We start from the raw sequence: 17,012 nt of genomic DNA, 5'->3' as shown, positions 1-17,012 counted from the left end.
ATCCTTTGCAATTGCTCCAAAACCATATTTTAAAAGAAATTACAAACAACGGGGTCAGTCCCCCACTGCTTTAAAGTGTTAAAGTGCAATTCAATATCTTACGGATATGGCGTATTATTCGTTTACAAGAACATCGTTGCAGGCAAGACGACCAAGGTGTTTAACAACGGAGAAATGATGCGAGATTTCACCTATATAGATGATGTCGTTGATGGTATTGTTCGGTTATTAGACCATCCACCAAAAGCAAATGCATCTTGGAATAAAGAGAACCCGGATCCAAGCTCAAGCTATGCACCCTATAAACTGTACAATATCGGTAACAACCAACCAGTGAAGCTGATGGACTTTATTCAAAACGAGAAACACCTTGGTATCGAAGCAAAGAAAGAATTTTTACCAATGCAACCAGGGGACGTACAAGCTACATACGCAGATATTGATGAATTGACGAATGTAACTGGGTTTTAGATTCTGGGGTCAGTAAGCGTACCCCTGTCAAGTAGACACTGAAGGTTTTGGGTCAGGCAGCTGAACTTTGTTGATATTGTGTAGGTGCTTTTGAACCTAAACCCTTTTGTCTTCTTTTATTGTTATAGAAGTTCATGTACCATTCTATCGTTTTGTAAAGCTGTGCTATTGTGCGAGGTTTCTGGATGCGGACAGATTCTTCTTTGAGACGACCAAAGAAACTTTCGATTGGCGCATTATCCCAACAATTGCCTCTTCTAGACATGCTTTTTATCATTTGATTTGATTGTAGATAATTTGTGTATTCGTGAGAAGTGAATTGATTTCCCTGATCGCTATGGATTAAGATATTACTCACATCTCCTTTTTTTATTGCTTCATTTAATGTTGTCATTACTAATTGGATATTTGAGTGGTTACCAAAGTATAGGGTCTCCACAGAAGTTCAGAATGGACTTTCAGTGAATGTGTTGTTTCCAATGGGGTATTGTTCCTTTCTGCCTTCTGTGTTTAAATTCTTCCAGGACAGCTTGCAGATGTTCATTCTCGCGGTTTTCTTTTTGTAGATAAGGTTTTATCAGGCGTATTATGTGTACAAGGGTCATCGCCTCTTAACGATCACGTATTTCTCAAGCACATAATACGCCGAATAAAATCAATTAACAGGGCCATCCCCTGGTAAAGGGTTCAAAAGCATCAACATCTCCAGCCCACTTATCTCCGGAAGCCTATCCAGAAAAGAATCAAGCTCCGATCGACTTCCAAAGCTAAAGGCGGTCAATTCTTGTACCGGCTGATATGTATAATCCGCGTCTACGACTAATTGATACAATCGCAAAATGATAGTAGCACCTGCTTTTTCAGAAAGCACTGCAACTCCATAAACATCATTTGCAGGTGTGAAAATTGTTGTTTCGATTTGCCTGTTTTCTAGCATTTCATTTGGAAAAACTACCCTTTTATCTGAATTCATATCATCGACCTCACTTTCCTATCATAATACCATTTGATTGAGTGCCTGTCACCCTAGTTTTTATAAAATTTAGTAAAAAAGTGGAGATGCATAAGATACTGGATAAACACCTTGGTATGGAAGCAAGGTGTTTATCCAATAGAATTCGAATACGTACACTCTACATATGCAGCCATGGGAAACTGATAGGAGATTCTGGTGTAAGACCCCCACCACCTTAATATTCTAAAGTGAACAAAATGATTTAGTTGTTAATTATTAATTTGTAGTATTTAGGCATTGAGTTTATGTTAGCTTAAAGATACCGAAGCACAGAAAGAATTTTTATCTATGCAACCAGGAGACGTACAAGCAATCTACGCAGATATTGATGAACTGACGGATAGTAACAGGGTTATGAATCTACTACGACTATTGATCAAGGCTTAGAGAAGTTTGTGGAGTGGTATAGGGAGTATTATGGGGTAGAGTAGGAGGTTATGATTTATTATAACCAATCTAAAACCATTACCGATTGAAAGCTAGTGGATTGCTATTGATAATTGCACACCTTCATGCTTGTTAAGTGCATAATAAAAGTAGAGAGTATTGCAACCAAAATCTTAGAAGGTTGCACAAATAAAAAAGGCTTGCCAGCCCGATCCAAAAACCCTATCGTTAATAGCGACTAAACTGTTAATGATGGGAGTAATGAAAGGAATGCTGGCAATGCCTGAAATTAATCATATCAAAAAATTAAGGAATATTAAATCACTATCGATCAACGAGATTGTAAAACGTACTGGTTTTTGTTGGGAAAGGGTGAAGAAGTATCAGTTACCGAAGGAAAGAGAATCGAAAAAGAGAGGAATGATGTATGAAGAAAAGTGGGGAGAAATTGTATCGGATTGGTTAACAGAGGAATATGCGCTTGGGTTCTGGTGTCAGTAAGCGTACCCCTGTCAAGTAGACACTAATAGGCGAGGGTCAAGCTGCTATTGTATGTTTATAGTTGATAGGCGCTTGACCGCCTAATTTCTTCTGGCGCCGGCGGTGATTATAGAGATCCATATAATCATCAATTACCCGGCGTATTTCTTGTTTTGTTTTTGGTTTATGTATGCGCATAGATTCTTCCTTCAAACGTCCAAAAAAACTCTCAATTGGGGCGTTATCCCAACAGTTAGCTTTTCGTGACATGCTCTTAACCATATCGTTTTCTTCTAGAAGGTTTGTGTAGGCGTGAGACGTATATTGATGTCCCTGGTCACTATGAATCATCGTTCCATCTACACTACCTTTTTCTAAAGCTTTGTTAAGGGTTTGGACCACAAGGTCATTATCATTATGTTCACTGACATGATAGCTCACGACTTCTTTTGTACAAAGGTCTAAAATGGTTGAAAGATACAATCGTGTGATACCTGTTGATAAATATGTGATATCCGTTACCCATTTCTCAAATGGCTTCTTCGCTCGGAAATCCCGATTTAATACATTCTGGGCTTTATATCCTTCATGCTTATACCGTACCTTTTTCTTAAATATTTGAGCTTGAATGCCTAGTTGTTTTTGTAATCGATAGACACGTTTATGATTCACTTTTTTAAAATGAATATCATTTATTTCTTCCGTTAATCGTGGATAGCCGTATGTGTGATTAAATAAATGATCAAAATGAACGATTAAATCTTTTATATGTTCATCTTCCTTCTGTTTCCTCGTAAGAGATTGGTTTTGCCTGTTCCGCCATTTATAAAAACCACTTCTTGATACAGAAGCGATGATACAAAGGCCTGTAACACTGAAAGTGGATGTTAGTTCTTCAATGATCTCATAACGTTGATTCTTTTTTAATCGGAATCCCCCTTCCTTAAGGCAATTAACTTTTTTAAATAAGCATTCTCCGCTTCTAAGAAAGCAATTCGTTCATTGCTTTCCTGCGGATCTTCCCACCGATCTGTAGAGATTTCGTTCGTTTTTCTTTTTGTGTTCTTCTTTTTGGTATTCGTGTTTTTAGGTATAGGTGTAAAGGCTTCATCACCTCTTGATTGCTTTTCTTTCACCCAACGTCTAACGCTCTCATCAGAAGAAATATCAAAGAATCTCGCCAGGCTAAGATAACCGAGTCCAGGGTTATCATTGTAATATTGAACTACTTTATTTTTAAATTCTTTGGAATACCGTTTTTGTTTAGTCACGATTCATCACTCCTATAGGCAACGTAACACCCTCATTTTCAGTGTGTCTACTATAAGGGGATAATCTCACAGACCCCCCCGCCATATTAAATTGTCATTCAAAATGAAGTCTATTTCCTGCCAATAAGCAGAATTCTTTTCCGACAAAGCTAATTTAACTATAGATAGAAATCTTGGCCGCTGCGGTTATGGCAGTGGTTTTGTTTTTGAAAGCCCCCGAAACTAAATTAATCATAGGCTGAAGCGCTGTTTTCCCATAGCAACATTATATAGCATTAAATGTCAATCTCTACATGATTAATTTTCCATAAATAATAATGGAGGTTCAGTCTGTGGATCTGATAATATCCCATCGCTTGTTTTGCTGGTTTCCTTTAAATCATATATCCACTATAAAAGCATTTTATTAGAAATTTTTAACAAAAAGCGGTAAAATTTATATGTAATTAAAATAAATTTAATTACATATATTTGTCACTTTTAATAGTATCTTTATTAATGTGAAATACTGATATGGAGAGCTGTTAAAAGCAATCACAGCGTAGAAGGAGAGAGCGATCATGCAATTTGACGACAAAGTAGTATTAATTACAGGTGCTGCTGGAGGCATTGCTGTCGAAGCGGCAAGAGCATTTGCTAAAGAAGGGGCTAAACTAGCTTTAGTTGATTTGAAAAAGGATGCATTAGAAAAAGCAGCGGAGTCTATTGAAGCAAAAGAGAAATTATTGCTGACAGCGAATGTAGCGAAAGAAAATGAAGTGAAAGAATACGTAGAAAAAACAAAAGATTATTTTGGACATATTGATGTTTTCATTAATAACGCAGGAATTAATGGAGATTTTGCTACGATCACAGAGCAAACGGAGGAGAATTTCAGAAATGTACTTGATGTTAATACGATGGGCGTATTCTTTGGATTGAAATATGTGCTGGAAGTGATGAAGGAGCAGAAAAGCGGCGCTGTTGTTAACACTGCATCGAATGGCGGCTTATTAGGTGCACCAGGAATGAGTGCGTATATTGCATCGAAACACGCGGTTATCGGATTAAATAAATCGGCCTCTATGGAGATGTCAGAATACGGCGTACGTGTGAATGCCGTGGCTCCATCAGGTGTAGATACAGAAATGATGAAATCAATTGAAAAGAATGCAACAGGTGAAAGCTCAGAGGAAGCAAGAGAACAATTTGCATCTACTGTACCAATGAATCGCTATGCAACAGCAGAAGAGATTGCAGATTTAATGGTGTTCTTAGCGTCAGATAAGGCTTCATTTATAAGCGGATCCTACTATCGAATTGACGGAGGACAAGGCGCCCAGTCTGTTTAATTTTAAAAGAAGACGGTGGGGCTTCGGAGTTACGGCAAAAATAAGTTAGGAAAAAGAGGGGTAAAACTCCTCCTTTTTTCTGTTTCGAGTGGGGATAGGGACAGTGGATCTCTCCCTATTCCCGTATTCTCTGCTCCACCGTCCATTCCGGGTTCTTTATCAAATATATTAAATCTTCCTTTGCTAATATCAAGGGGATTTTTCCTTTCTCATAAGGATGGAAGTATCTATCTCATATGTGTGAAAGGCATCGATGCAGTTGTTGAAGGCTTTCTGCTTTTCCTGTTCTTCTTTACGCTGTTGAAGTTCCTTACCATAAGCAAGATAATCCAGTGAAACATGATGCGGGAGTCTGTGGTAGGCTTACAGACCCCCGCCACGTTAATGTGATAAAGTGGGGGTAGGCGTATTAGGGTCAGATCGGCATCAGGCTGTTGACTTACGAATCATGAAGGAGTCAAAATGAGACATTACCGGCAACCTGGGTGATGTACAGTTGGAACATTAGACGACGCAGTGAATAATTAATATATAACTCCCCTATATAGATTTGATAAACTCGCAAATACTCTTTTATTTGCAGGATGTAAACCTTAGATAATACCCCCATTTCTATTGGTTCGTAGATAGTCGATATTTGAGTGGTTGCCAAAGTTCAGGGTCTCTATAGGAGTTCAGAAAGAACTTTCAGTGAATTTGTTGTTTCCATGGGGTATTGTGCCTTTCTGTTCTCTGCTTTTAATTCTTCTAGGAAGTGGGAGGATGGATGGCTTATGCACAATGGTTCTGACACCTGGGGTTCTCAAAATCCAGTTGGCGAAACAAAACCAATATACAGACTCCTTCCCTTTTTATATTTCGTTAGATAAATGAGAAAGCAAAAAGAAAAGTCCTGTAGAGATTTCTCTCCACAAGACCTTTCCATTAAAACAAGAATCATCCTATGTTACCTATGTAACTTACAAATACGTGGTCTAACTCCACCGTCTTTAGACGGTATCCGCTTTTAGCCTTATCCTTAAATGTTCATACTTGAAGTATGAGGTGATTAGTATGGACGGATATCGAAAAAGTGGTCATGCAGTGTATGATATCAAGTATCACGTAATATGGGTAACAAAATATAGATATAAGGTATTGCGGGGGCACATAGCAGTAAGGACAAGGGAATTGATTAGACAGGGTTGTGAAGCAAGAGGAATTACAATTTTGCAAGGAAGTGTCGGTAAAGACCATATTCACTTATTGTTATCCTGCCCGCCAAGTATTGCTCCAAGTAAAGTTTTGCAGTATCTAAAAGGGAGATTATCAAGATTATTACAGGATGAATTTCCAGAACTCAAAAAGCGCTATTGGGGTCAGCATTTGTGGGCAAGAGGATACTTTTGCGCCACAGTTGGAACGGTAACAGATGAGATAATAAGAAATTATATAGCCAATCAATTCAATGAAGGCAAGGACGACATATTCAAGATTGAAGAATGAGTTTAGTCAAATTTTGAATATGCTTTAGCTTAAGGACTTTGAGCAGGACTTCAGCCTGAAAAGCGACTTTAGTCGCCGACATTTATGTCCAAATCCACCTGCTTTAGCAGGTGGTCGTTTAAGCTTATATATTATTATTTAATTATCGTAATGAGCAAAACATAAATACTTCACTCACTACGGTCATTCTATCAAAGTCATTTCTACTGCTGTTAGACTAAATTAATTTTAAAACAATAATTAATACTATTAGTAAGATTATTATATTCTGCATTAATTATCACCCTCTTTTATTAAATTAAAGAAGGTGTAACCGGTCCATCCATAATAACAATAAAATCTGGGCGTCGTAATATTGTGGTCGCTTTAGTCATTTTATGGATGATCTTTATTTTTACTGCAACATGTACAAAAGACGTTAATGCACTCTTTGGTAACGTTGATATAAGTTTTACGTTTACACGGCCGCCTGATTTTGATAACTTTTGTTATTTTCGCACCAATACCTATGCCATATTTACGGAGATTTTACAGGCTTTCTTTTTTAGGGGAGCAGATATATACGATGTAGGTGCTAATGTAGTAGGAATTGTTGTTGCGGTTGTCGCAAGTATCTCCCCAACCTCTTCTACCTCGTTAGTATATGTTGCTCTCTTAACTGTTCAATCAAGCAAATCCTCCTTCCACCCCAACATACGGTCATTCATTATCCATGGATGGATGTGCTATCCAAGGTTTTTGCCCCCGAACCTTTTTTTAATATCAAGAGTCAAATATTGTTGGATTTACTTTGTAATTACCTAAATATGCAGAAAAGATGTTGAGTGTTGTTATATTCTAGAGTATAATGAAAGAAGATTATATCACGATAAACATATAGATATCATCGTTGAGATCATTGAACCGAATTGAAAGGTATTTGTTTCCCATGACAGGAATATTCCTAAAAGGGGAGTTATTATGACTGATAAACAAAAGGCTATTAAAAATGTAATGGATTTTTTACGTGATAAAAATAAAAAATTACTATTGGTAAGAGGTTATGATAATGATGCTAAGGTAAGGGTAGTTATTTCTTGTTTAAATAAAGAATTTGACAAGGGTATTATAAGAACAAGTTCTATGTCCGATATATCAGATCATATCAATCGAGCTTTTGGCAAAAATCTGTTAACTAATACTGTTAAATCGACAACTAATTATAGTCTAGGAAAAATGACTGTTAATATAAATAGTTATGTAACTCATACAGCAGCTAATCCTAGAGGTAATGAAAGTACTTTCGCTTTGTTTTATCCTGTTCAATTAGTGTTAGATAACCCCAAAAGGTATAACAATTTTTTGAATCATCTAAATAATAGTAAATCAAGTAAAATAATATTAATCACTACAAATGAGTGGAGTATAAGAGAATGGGATATTGAAAATTACGTAGATGAAGTATTTTTTTATAGTGTTGAAAATGACAATCCAGAAATTATGTCAAATTTAAGAAATAACGGAGCAATATTATAACTCTACTCTAAGAGGGCTTATGATTAGAGGTGTCTGGTATTTTCCCTGTTTTGTTAAATTAAAATCCTATTGGAGTAACAAGCCCTATCGGATATTACCTATCCAAGAAAATTCTAGATCAAAACTGTACAGCGCTAGGTAATATAAGGAAATTCTGGTGTCAGACCCCCACCACGTGGACTTAACTTTTATACGCGGAAGAAGGTTATTACTACTAGGTGGGTGTAATTTGTAGCAGTTTTTTAAATAAGAGGAATCAGAGGTGGTTAAATTAATCTTTGATTCCTCTTATTCCGTAGTTTCATAATGCTCTAGTTTGATAGAGGCCTTCATATTGGAAGTATCATGAGGTGGAGCATTTAATCTATACATCATCTAGTTCCGAATATGGTGCAAACGTAAAGATGCCATTCTTGTTAAATGGTGTTTCAGTATATACCTGGTGATTGATTGAAAGGGTGTATTGAACAGTAACAGAGTAAGCAGAAGACGCTTAAAAGTGTCTTCTGCTTTTAGATTATCGCAATAGTTGAACATAGTTCATTCGGTAAGAGCTATTATATGTAACAAGCGAGATAATAGGATTTTTTTCGTCCCCCTCTTTTACCAAAACTCGTTTGAGTTAGTAGCAGAAGGGGGTTTTTTAATAATGCTTTGCATTTTACTTTTACCTTTTTAAACCATCCATAACAGCAGATGTAAAATCGGTTATTTCTTGAGTAAGGTCAAGATCATCTCCAAAAATCATCCAATCATAGATCGTGCCGCGCATACACCTGGTAATTAATTTGGATGCTTGTTCCGATGCTATTCCTTCCTTAAACTCTTTATTATCAATGCCTTCTTGGACAAAAGAATAGATAATTTGATAAAGATTTCTTTCCGGATTAGCTAAATAATGATTTTTGTCGATAGTGAGTGACATAGCATTCATGTAAACAGTTCGAATTAAATCTTTCCCTAGATTATCCCGGAGATATACCATCTGCGCTTCAAAAAATGTAAGAATTTTTTCACGTGCACTAATATTTTTAGGGATTTTATCCAAGAATGTAGAATAAAAATCATCAATATCTTTAAATTTTTCATTGAAAATATCATATTTCGTTTTGAAATGTACATAAAAGGCGCCTTTAGACACGTTACAAGTTTTTGCAATTTCGTCCACTGTAACGTTATCAAACCCTTTCTTGTTAAAAAGTTCTAGACCAGTTTCCAAAAGCGCTTTTTTGGTTTCAAGGGCTTTTAACTTTCTCGTTGTCATCCCAGACATGATTGGTGCCTCCTTTTTTCTATATTAAGGATAGCATAATACTTTTAAAATATGGAACTGAAATTAATTTTTAGACTTGACTATTTGAAGATTTGCATTTATTATTCTATTTAAGTGACCGAGGTATCTGACTTTAGTATGTGAAATAAATGTAGCAATAAGGGGGGATAAGGCAAGAAGGTAACTAGTTGTTTTGTATATGAATAGTGGCTCACAAGTTTTCTATGGTTGGTCCATTTATATTTATCCGCCATGGGAACTGATTAAATTGCAAATTATGGTAACGCTTTCTTTATTTATGAAAGCGATTTAAAGGAGGGAGCATAATGAACACGAAGAAAGTAGGGTTTATAGGTTTAGGGAATATGGGCTTTCCAATGGCAAGCAATTTATTGAAAGCTGGCTATACAGTTTATGGAATGGATGTAAATAGGGAAAGTGAAGAAAGGTTCGCTGAAATTGGAGGGGAAATTGGCTTTGTCTCTGCGCCCCTGCCTGATGATGTAAATGTTATTTTTACCAGTCTGCCAACCCCACAAGTAGTAGAGACTGTTTATTTAGGTAGTGAGGGTTTAATAGCAAACGGCGGAGCACCTTTAACACTAATTGACTTAAGTACCGTGTCTCCAGAAATGAATAAAAAAGTGGCGAATGCAGCGTTGGAAAAAGGTATTCAATACCTTGCTGCCCCAGTTAGTGGAAGTGTATCGGGAGCAGAGGCAGCTAGCTTAAGTGTAATGGTTGGAGGAAACAAAGAGACCTTTAACGATGCCAGGCCCTATTTTGAAGGGATAGGGAAAAACATCTTCCATGTTGGGGAAGATCATGGATTAGGAACTATTGTCAAATTAATAAATAATTTAATGGCTGGCATCCATACCCAAGCAATGGCAGAAGCTTTGGCGATCGCAGATGCTGTAAAGTTGGATCACGATGTAGTCTATGACATTGTGAATGTAAGTTCAGGGCAAAGCGGCATATTTACACGGAATTACAAAAATTTCATCGCCGAAAATGAATACTACAAAGGAGCTTTTACGACTGCACTTCTCTTTAAAGATATTAAACTGGCAAATCATGTTTCAAACTTGTATGGAGCAAAATTACCACTTGGCGAATCACTGGTAAATTATTTGGAAGATAATATAGACGGATACGCGGATAAAGATATGTCATCCGTATACCTTATGTTAACCGAACAAAAGGGAGAACCAGTTAAATAGTTTTTTGATAGCTTCAAAGAATGTGTTCCATGCAGTATTTTTATAAAATCGATAAAGGAGGAATGGATAAAATGTCGACTTTAGAAGAAGTATCACATTATATCAATGGCGAAAAAGTAAAAGGGGAGAACGATAAGTATGGTTATGTATATAGCCCATCTAACGGGCAAAAAATAGCTACTGTTCCTTATGCTTCAGATGAAGAAGTGGACGGGGCGATACAATTAGCAAAAAAGGCTGCTGCAAAATGGGCAAAAACTTCTGTAGGAAAAAGGGTTGAAGTACTATTTAAGTTCCGCCAATTATTAGTAGAAAATACGGAAGAATTAGCACGGGTGTTAGGGAAGGAAAACGGTAAAACGATTCCTGATGCAAAGGGAGAAGTAAGCAGAGGAATCGAATCGGTTGATTTAGCAATTGGGGCACCACAAATACTTAAAGGCGAGCATTCTGTAAATGTTGGTGGAGACATAAATGCTTATTCGATGAAACAACCACTAGGCGTTGTAACATGTATATCTCCATTTAATTTCCCAGTTATGGTACCGCTCGCAATGAGTGTGATGGCTGTAGCTGTGGGGAATGCAATGATCTTAAAGCCATCTGAAAAAGTTCCACATTCTGCTCTTTTAATCTCAGAACTATGGGAGAAGGCTGGTTTACCTGCTGGCATTTGGAACGTGGTAAATGGTGATAAAGATACGGTGAATGCCATCATTACACATAAAGATATCCAAGCGATAAGCTTTGTAGGTTCTACGAAAATAGCAGAAATGATCCACGAAACAGGTACCAAGCATCATAAACGAGTAAATGCCTTTGGTGGTGGGAAAAACCACATGGTTATTATGCCGGATGCAGATCTTGATAAAGCAGTTGATTCGTTTCTAGGTGCAGCTTACGGTTCAGCATCACAACGTTGTATGGCAATTTCTGTAGCAATGCCAGTTGGAAAAGAGACAGCAGCAGTATTCACGGACAAATTAAAAGAAAAAGTGAAAAATCTAAGAGCTGGTTCGTATGAAGATGAAACTGCAGACTTCGGAGCAGTCATTAGTGCGGAAGCAAAACAGGGCATTTTAGATGCAATTGATGACGCGGTCAATGAAGGAGCTAATATTGTAGTAGATGGTAGAAACCCTGATGTTGAGAACAAAGAAGGATTTTATCTTGGTGCTACGTTACTAGATAATATCACTCCTGATATGAATATGTACAAAGAAGAAGTGTTTGGTCCAGCTCGTCCAATCATTGAGGTTGGTTCAATTGATGAAGCGATAAACTTAATCAACGATCATCAGTATGGCAATGGTGTGGCGGTATTTACCAACAGCGGCCGAGATGCCCGTAGATTTACCCAGGAAATTGAAGTGGGTATGGTTGGTGTAAACGTGCCTATTCCTATCCCTGTTGGCTACCATAACTTCGGCGGTTGGAAAGATTCACGTTTTGGAGAAGGTCAGATGTTTGGACCGGATACCGCGCGATTCTTTACCAAAACAAAAACAGTATCTGAAAGATGGTTTGAACTGGACGATTCTGATGAAACGAACTTTAATTTTCCTACTAGTTAATAAAAAGGGTCATGAAAATGGCCCTATCTTTTACATATACGTTTATAGTTAACTAGATTTTAACCTAACAAGATTCATGTAAACAAATGGAGGTGAACTAATGGCAGGGATCGTTTTAGGATTAGTTCTGTTAATCGTTCTGGCTTACCGTGGATGGTCAATTATCTGGATTGCACCGATTTGCGCCGGCGTTGTGGCGCTATTTGGTGGACTTGACTTGTTAGATGCTTATACTAATGTATATATGCAAGGTTTTGTAGATTTTACAAAGAGTTGGTTCCCTGTATTTCTGTTGGGAGCAATTTTCGGTAAATTAATGGAGTTCAGCGGTATGGCTCAATCCGTAGCCCAAAATATCATTAAAGTTTTTGGTGATAAACAGGCAATTATTGGTGTGGTTATGGCTTCAGCAGTTTTAGCTTATGGTGGTATAAGTGTGTTCGTTGTTGTATTTGCTGTCTATCCGCTGGCAGTAAATATGTTTAGACAAGCCAATATTCCAAGAAGACTGATGCCGGGTACAATTACAGCAGGGATGATGTCCTTTGCGATGACGGCACTTCCTGGTACACCGCAGATTCAAAATCTCATACCAACTGAATATTTCAACACGACTGCCGCTGCTGCACCCATTATGGGACTTTCCGCATCACTTGTGATGGGAGGAGGATCAATTCTATACCTTCTAAGCAGGGAAAAGAAATTAAAACAATTAGGTTATGAATTTGAGGAGTCAGGAAAAGACAAGGATCTAAGTAAGGAAGTGAAAAAAAATGCACCTCCTATCATCATTTCTTTACTTCCTCTACTATCCGTAATTGTTGCGCTTAACGTTATTCAGCTGGATATTGTTGTCAGTTTATTAATCGGTATCTTGATAATTATTATATTTTCACTAAACAAAGTCAAAGGTTTCATTCCATCGTTTAACCAGGGAGCATCTGATTCGGTAATGGCAATGATTAATACTTCTGCAGCAGTTGGCTTTGGAACTGTTGTACAAGCAGTGCCAGGATTTCAGAAGTTAAGTGACTATGTTCTGGGAATAGAAGGGAACCCGCTTATTTCTATGGCGGTTGCTTCAAATATATTATCCGGAGCAACCGGTTCAGCATCAGGAGGATTAGGTATCACTATGGAAGCCTTAGGGCAGCAGTATAATGAAATCGCTATATCAGCTGGGATTAACCCAGAAGCTTTTCACCGAATTGCTTCGATTGCCTCTGGCGGTTTGGACGCACTGCCACATAATGGAGCAATTATTACGATATTGATTGTAACAGGTTTAACACATAAACAGTCTTACAGGGATATTGCAGTAGTAGCAATCGTATTTCCAATATTAGCATTAATACCAGCTATTTTACTTGCAAGCATCGGTATTTATTGATTATGTGTCGCTTGTTCTTCTTGAGTATCCGGGGTCAGACCAGACTCCCAACACGTTAATGTGCTTAAGTGAAAAATTGGATATAATTGTTAATTATTGATTGTGGTATTTAAGCATTTAAACCATTCTTTGTTAAAGGGTGGTTTTTTTATGTATCACTTATAGAATTTGGTTTAACATAGTGGTTTTAAAAAAATAAAAAAGTTAAAATTGAAATTTACTATACCCTTTTTTCATTATTTTTCCATTTTATTCTTTGCAATTGCCCTAAAACCATACTTTAACAGAAATTACACGCTGATAATTTCATTTTAACCTTTTTAGTAGCGAACTTATGTTCTTGACTTTAATTTGAAGATAGCTTATCTTTAATTCACAGTATTTCATTCTATTAAAGGATGTGAAAGGATGGCAACTTGTATCACATTACCAACCGTGGCAACAGAAGGTCCGCACTTTTCTATGATGACATAGACCGAAAATCCTATTTGGAATTGCTGGAACAAACTCGGGTTCTGTATACCTTCCATCTTCATGCATACTGCCTCATGACAAACCATATTCACCTCCAACTAGAAACCACCACACATCACATCAAACACATTATGAAAATGCTCAGGTTCATCCTATGCCCTAATTTTAACAAACGTCACCGACTCGTCGGACATGTTTTTCAAGGGCGATACGGAGCCGAACTTATCGAAACAAAAGAATATCAACTTGAAGTGAGCAGATATATCCATCTGAATCCGGTAGAAGCGGAAATGGTTAGCATACCTAAAGATTATCGCTGGAGCAGTTACCGGGCATACGTGACAGAGGAAGGTAATCCGCACGTGACATCAAAGAAGATATTATCTTATTTTTCGGCGCCGGAGAAGGTTGGTGCAGTTGGGAAAGCTCAGGAATTATAGTATGATTAGAGGGAGGGTATTATGAATAGAAAAGAGTTAAAAGAAATTGCAGAAATTAGATTAAAGGAAGCAAAAGTATTATTGGAAAACAAATGTTATGATGGGACATATTATTTATCAGGGTATGTTATAGAATGTGTACTTAAGCTTGGATTGCAAAGAATACAAGAGAACATGATTTCCCGGATAAAAAAATAGTCGATAAAATTTACACACATGATTTAACAAGACTTCTAGGAGTAATTGGGGCAACCCGCCCTGAGCAAATTGAAATTAACTGGTCAGTAGTCAAGGATTGGTCTGAAAAAGATCGATATACGAAACATACGAATGAAGAAGCAGAAAATATTTTTGAGGCAGTCAGTGATCCAAGTGAGGGGGTCTTCAGGTGGATAAAAGAACATTGGTAGAAAACGATTTCAGAAATGGTGAAAATCTCATATTGGCGTTGGATAATGAAAATTTTGCTGTCCACTCCGCATTGTGGTTATTTGATACAGAAAGGGACAGTTGGAGATTAATTATTGCATCTGAGAAAGTTGATCATTCAGGTCCAAAGAAAGCATATGAGGGTATATATAAAGTTATAAATATACTAAAGAAGGAAGAAGAAAACTTTACGATTACATTAGATAATATTTCAGTAGTTAGTCCTTTTCACGAATTAATAAAAGATATTGGTACTACTATTCAGACTGGTGTAGAAAGTATCGCAGGTATAAGATGTTCAAGAAACACAATAAATAATCATTATATTGAAGATGCGTATATCTATAGAATGCAGTAAACGTTCTTCTATTTTAGACACAGGATTCTCGGAGGTTTTGGTGTCAGTGAGATTATCCCCTTATAGTAGACACACTGAAAATGAGGGTGTTACGTTGCCTATAGGAGTGATGAATCGTGACTAAACAAAAACGGTATTCCAAAGAATTTAAAAATAAAGTAGTTCAATATTACAATGATAACCCTGGACTCGGTTATCTTAGCCTGGCGAGATTCTTTGATATTTCTTCTGATGAGAGCGTTAGACGTTGGGTGAAAGAAAAGCAATCAAGAGGTGATGAAGCCTTTACACCTATACCTAAAAACACGAATACCAAAAAGAAGAACACAAAAAGAAAAACGAACGAAATCTCTACAGATCGGTGGGAAGATCCGCAGGAAAGCAATGAACGAATTGCTTTCTTAGAAGCGGAGAATGCTTATTTAAAAAAGTTAATTGCCTTAAGGAAGGGGGATTCCGATTAAAAAAGAATCAACGTTATGAGATCATTGAAGAACTAACATCCACTTTCAGTGTTACAGGCCTTTGTATCATCGCTTCTGTATCAAGAAGTGGTTTTTATAAATGGCGGAACAGGCAAAACCAATCTCTTACGAGGAAACAGAAGGAAGATGAACATATAAAAGATTTAATCGTTCATTTTGATCATTTATTTAATCACACATACGGCTATCCACGATTAACGGAAGAAATAAATGATATTCATTTTAAAAAAGTGAATCATAAACGTGTCTATCGATTACAAAAACAACTAGGAATTCAAGCTCAAATATTTAAGAAAAAGGTACGGTATAAGCATGAAGGATATAAAGCCCAGAATGTATTAAATCGGGATTTCCGAGCGAAGAAGCCATTTGAGAAATGGGTAACGGATATCACATATTTATCAACAGGTATCACACGATTGTATCTTTCAACCATTTTAGACCTTTGTACAAAAGAAGTCGTGAGCTATCATGTCAGTGAACATAATGATAATGACCTTGTGGTCCAAACCCTTAACAAAGCTTTAGAAAAAGGTAGTGTAGATGGAACGATGATTCATAGTGACCAGGGACATCAATATACGTCTCACGCCTACACAAACCTTCTAGAAGAAAACGATATGGTTAAGAGCATGTCACGAAAAGCTAACTGTTGGGATAACGCCCCAATTGAGAGTTTTTTTGGACGTTTGAAGGAAGAATCTATGCGCATACATAAACCAAAAACAAAACAAGAAATACGCCGGGTAATTGATGATTATATGGATCTCTATAATCACCGCCGGCGCCAGAAGAAATTAGGCGGTCAAGCACCTATCAACTATAAACATACAATAGCAGCTTGACCCTCGCCTATTAGTGTCTACTTGACAGGGGTATGCTTACTGACCCTGCCACGTTAATTTGCTAAAGTGTGGCTAAAAAGTGGGGTAAACTAGAAGTTTATTTAGTATAAGAAATCACTGTATTCTATGCATACCTAATAGGTTGATAGTGTACAGTGATTTTATTATATGAGCGTTCGAGAATAATCCTTTACTTATTAGAACAATTGTTCTATGATGTAAATATAATTACTATTGTCAGCAAACTCCCAGAAGGTGGCATGAAAATAGTTTCCTTTTTCATGCCACCAAATCAACTTTCGATACGATAGTAATTAAAAAGAGATGTTCTATTAAGCAAAGCTTTTTAGACGAGGGGAGATTTTATAAATGGGTAAAGGCAATGTAACATTCGAGGAGAGCAGAGTGAGAGAAGGATTCACTACCACATTCACAGGCTCAATATCAGGGGGTAGGTGAGGTGTGATTGGTAGATGTAACATCTATTAGATATTCTCGAGAACGATAAGGCAAGTATGCCGCGAAGGGGTTTGATGGTTGGATCACCCGTGCTGTTCTTTAATAAA

Annotated in this window: 17 protein-coding genes and 2 pseudogenes; 14 read left to right on the top strand and 5 right to left on the bottom strand. The window is 37.1% G+C overall.

All coding sequences use genetic code 11. The annotated features are described in order from the left end of the window. Window positions 1–103: 103 nt before the first annotated feature. A pseudogene (locus OLD84_RS15765) lies at window positions 104–468 on the top strand (NAD-dependent epimerase/dehydratase family protein); the annotation flags it as partial. 55 nt (window positions 469–523) lie between these two features. On the opposite strand, the gene OLD84_RS15760 reads toward OLD84_RS15765, so the two are convergent. Both OLD84_RS15760 and OLD84_RS15755 read right to left on the bottom strand, forming a co-directional pair. Further along, window positions 524–910, bottom strand: a complete 387-nt coding sequence (locus OLD84_RS15760) for an integrase core domain-containing protein (RefSeq protein WP_390336675.1) — start codon at window positions 908–910, stop codon at window positions 524–526. Window positions 911–1,126: 216 nt separating this feature from the next. Continuing rightward, entirely contained in the window at window positions 1,127–1,444 is a 318-nt protein-coding gene (locus tag OLD84_RS15755; RefSeq protein WP_209462394.1) for a hypothetical protein, read from the bottom strand. A 699-nt stretch (window positions 1,445–2,143) separates the two neighbouring features. Between OLD84_RS15755 and OLD84_RS15750 the strand changes: the two genes are divergently transcribed. After that, a complete protein-coding gene (locus tag OLD84_RS15750; RefSeq protein WP_209462393.1) occupies window positions 2,144–2,374 on the top strand; it encodes a hypothetical protein in 231 nt (76 codons plus the stop codon). 36 nt (window positions 2,375–2,410) lie between these two features. On the opposite strand, the gene OLD84_RS15745 is transcribed toward OLD84_RS15750, so the two are convergent. Beyond that, a complete protein-coding gene (locus OLD84_RS15745; protein WP_264917501.1) occupies window positions 2,411–3,253 on the bottom strand; it encodes an IS3 family transposase in 843 nt (280 codons plus the stop codon). A 23-nt stretch (window positions 3,254–3,276) separates the two neighbouring features. Then, window positions 3,277–3,624, bottom strand: a complete 348-nt coding sequence (locus tag OLD84_RS15740; protein WP_264917226.1) for a transposase — start codon at window positions 3,622–3,624, stop codon at window positions 3,277–3,279. Between the two features lie 560 nt (window positions 3,625–4,184). Between OLD84_RS15740 and OLD84_RS15735 the strand changes: the two genes are divergently transcribed. The 3 genes from OLD84_RS15735 (at window position 4,185) to OLD84_RS15725 (ending at window position 7,955) form a co-directional block, all read left to right on the top strand. After that, a complete protein-coding gene (locus OLD84_RS15735; protein WP_209464753.1) occupies window positions 4,185–4,955 on the top strand; it encodes an SDR family NAD(P)-dependent oxidoreductase in 771 nt (256 codons plus the stop codon). 1,053 nt (window positions 4,956–6,008) lie between these two features. Further along, window positions 6,009–6,440, top strand: a complete 432-nt coding sequence (gene tnpA, locus OLD84_RS15730) for an IS200/IS605 family transposase (protein ID WP_209464752.1) — start codon at window positions 6,009–6,011, stop codon at window positions 6,438–6,440. 960 nt (window positions 6,441–7,400) lie between these two features. Then, on the top strand, window positions 7,401–7,955 hold the full coding sequence (locus tag OLD84_RS15725) for a hypothetical protein (RefSeq protein WP_209464751.1): 555 nt from the start codon (window positions 7,401–7,403) through the stop codon (window positions 7,953–7,955). 667 nt (window positions 7,956–8,622) lie between these two features. Here the strand turns inward: OLD84_RS15725 and OLD84_RS15720 are convergent. Continuing rightward, window positions 8,623–9,228 (bottom strand): TetR/AcrR family transcriptional regulator, encoded by a 606-nt coding sequence (locus tag OLD84_RS15720; RefSeq protein ID WP_209464750.1) that lies wholly within the window; start codon window positions 9,226–9,228, stop codon window positions 8,623–8,625. A gap of 326 nt (window positions 9,229–9,554) precedes the next feature. Here OLD84_RS15720 and OLD84_RS15715 point away from each other — a divergent pair, with 326 nt between their 5' ends. The 9 genes and pseudogenes from OLD84_RS15715 (at window position 9,555) to OLD84_RS15675 (ending at window position 16,446) form a co-directional block, all read left to right on the top strand. Further along, a complete protein-coding gene (locus OLD84_RS15715) occupies window positions 9,555–10,451 on the top strand; it encodes an NAD(P)-dependent oxidoreductase (protein WP_209464749.1) in 897 nt (298 codons plus the stop codon). A 62-nt stretch (window positions 10,452–10,513) separates the two neighbouring features. After that, window positions 10,514–12,025 (top strand): CoA-acylating methylmalonate-semialdehyde dehydrogenase, encoded by a 1,512-nt coding sequence (locus tag OLD84_RS15710; protein ID WP_209464748.1) that lies wholly within the window; start codon window positions 10,514–10,516, stop codon window positions 12,023–12,025. Window positions 12,026–12,125: 100 nt separating this feature from the next. Beyond that, complete coding sequence (locus tag OLD84_RS15705; protein WP_209464747.1) at window positions 12,126–13,415, top strand: GntP family permease; 1,290 nt, start codon at window positions 12,126–12,128, stop codon at window positions 13,413–13,415. Window positions 13,416–13,831: 416 nt separating this feature from the next. Further along, a pseudogene (locus tag OLD84_RS15700) lies at window positions 13,832–14,098 on the top strand (transposase); the annotation flags it as partial. A gap of 42 nt (window positions 14,099–14,140) precedes the next feature. Beyond that, complete coding sequence (locus OLD84_RS15695; RefSeq protein ID WP_264917510.1) at window positions 14,141–14,329, top strand: hypothetical protein; 189 nt, start codon at window positions 14,141–14,143, stop codon at window positions 14,327–14,329. A gap of 21 nt (window positions 14,330–14,350) precedes the next feature. Next, window positions 14,351–14,527: a HEPN domain-containing protein gene (locus OLD84_RS15690; protein ID WP_209464745.1), complete on the top strand. Its 177-nt coding sequence runs from the start codon at window positions 14,351–14,353 to the stop codon at window positions 14,525–14,527. Window positions 14,528–14,717: 190 nt separating this feature from the next. Continuing rightward, the gene (locus OLD84_RS15685) at window positions 14,718–15,116 is read left to right on the top strand and encodes a hypothetical protein (RefSeq protein WP_209464744.1); all 399 of its coding nucleotides are present in this window, start codon (window positions 14,718–14,720) and stop codon (window positions 15,114–15,116) included. A gap of 116 nt (window positions 15,117–15,232) precedes the next feature. After that, the gene (locus OLD84_RS15680; protein ID WP_264917226.1) at window positions 15,233–15,580 is read left to right on the top strand and encodes a transposase; all 348 of its coding nucleotides are present in this window, start codon (window positions 15,233–15,235) and stop codon (window positions 15,578–15,580) included. A gap of 20 nt (window positions 15,581–15,600) precedes the next feature. Continuing rightward, window positions 15,601–16,446 (top strand): IS3 family transposase, encoded by an 846-nt coding sequence (locus OLD84_RS15675; protein WP_319962306.1) that lies wholly within the window; start codon window positions 15,601–15,603, stop codon window positions 16,444–16,446. Window positions 16,447–17,012: the final 566 nt, after the last annotated feature.

The sequence above is a fragment of the Virgibacillus natechei genome (genome assembly GCF_026013645.1).
Classification (GTDB): Bacteria; Bacillota; Bacilli; order Bacillales; family Amphibacillaceae; genus Virgibacillus_L; species Virgibacillus_L natechei.
The sequence above is the reverse complement of the archived record's forward strand: the minus strand, read 5'-3'. Positions and strand labels throughout refer to the sequence as shown.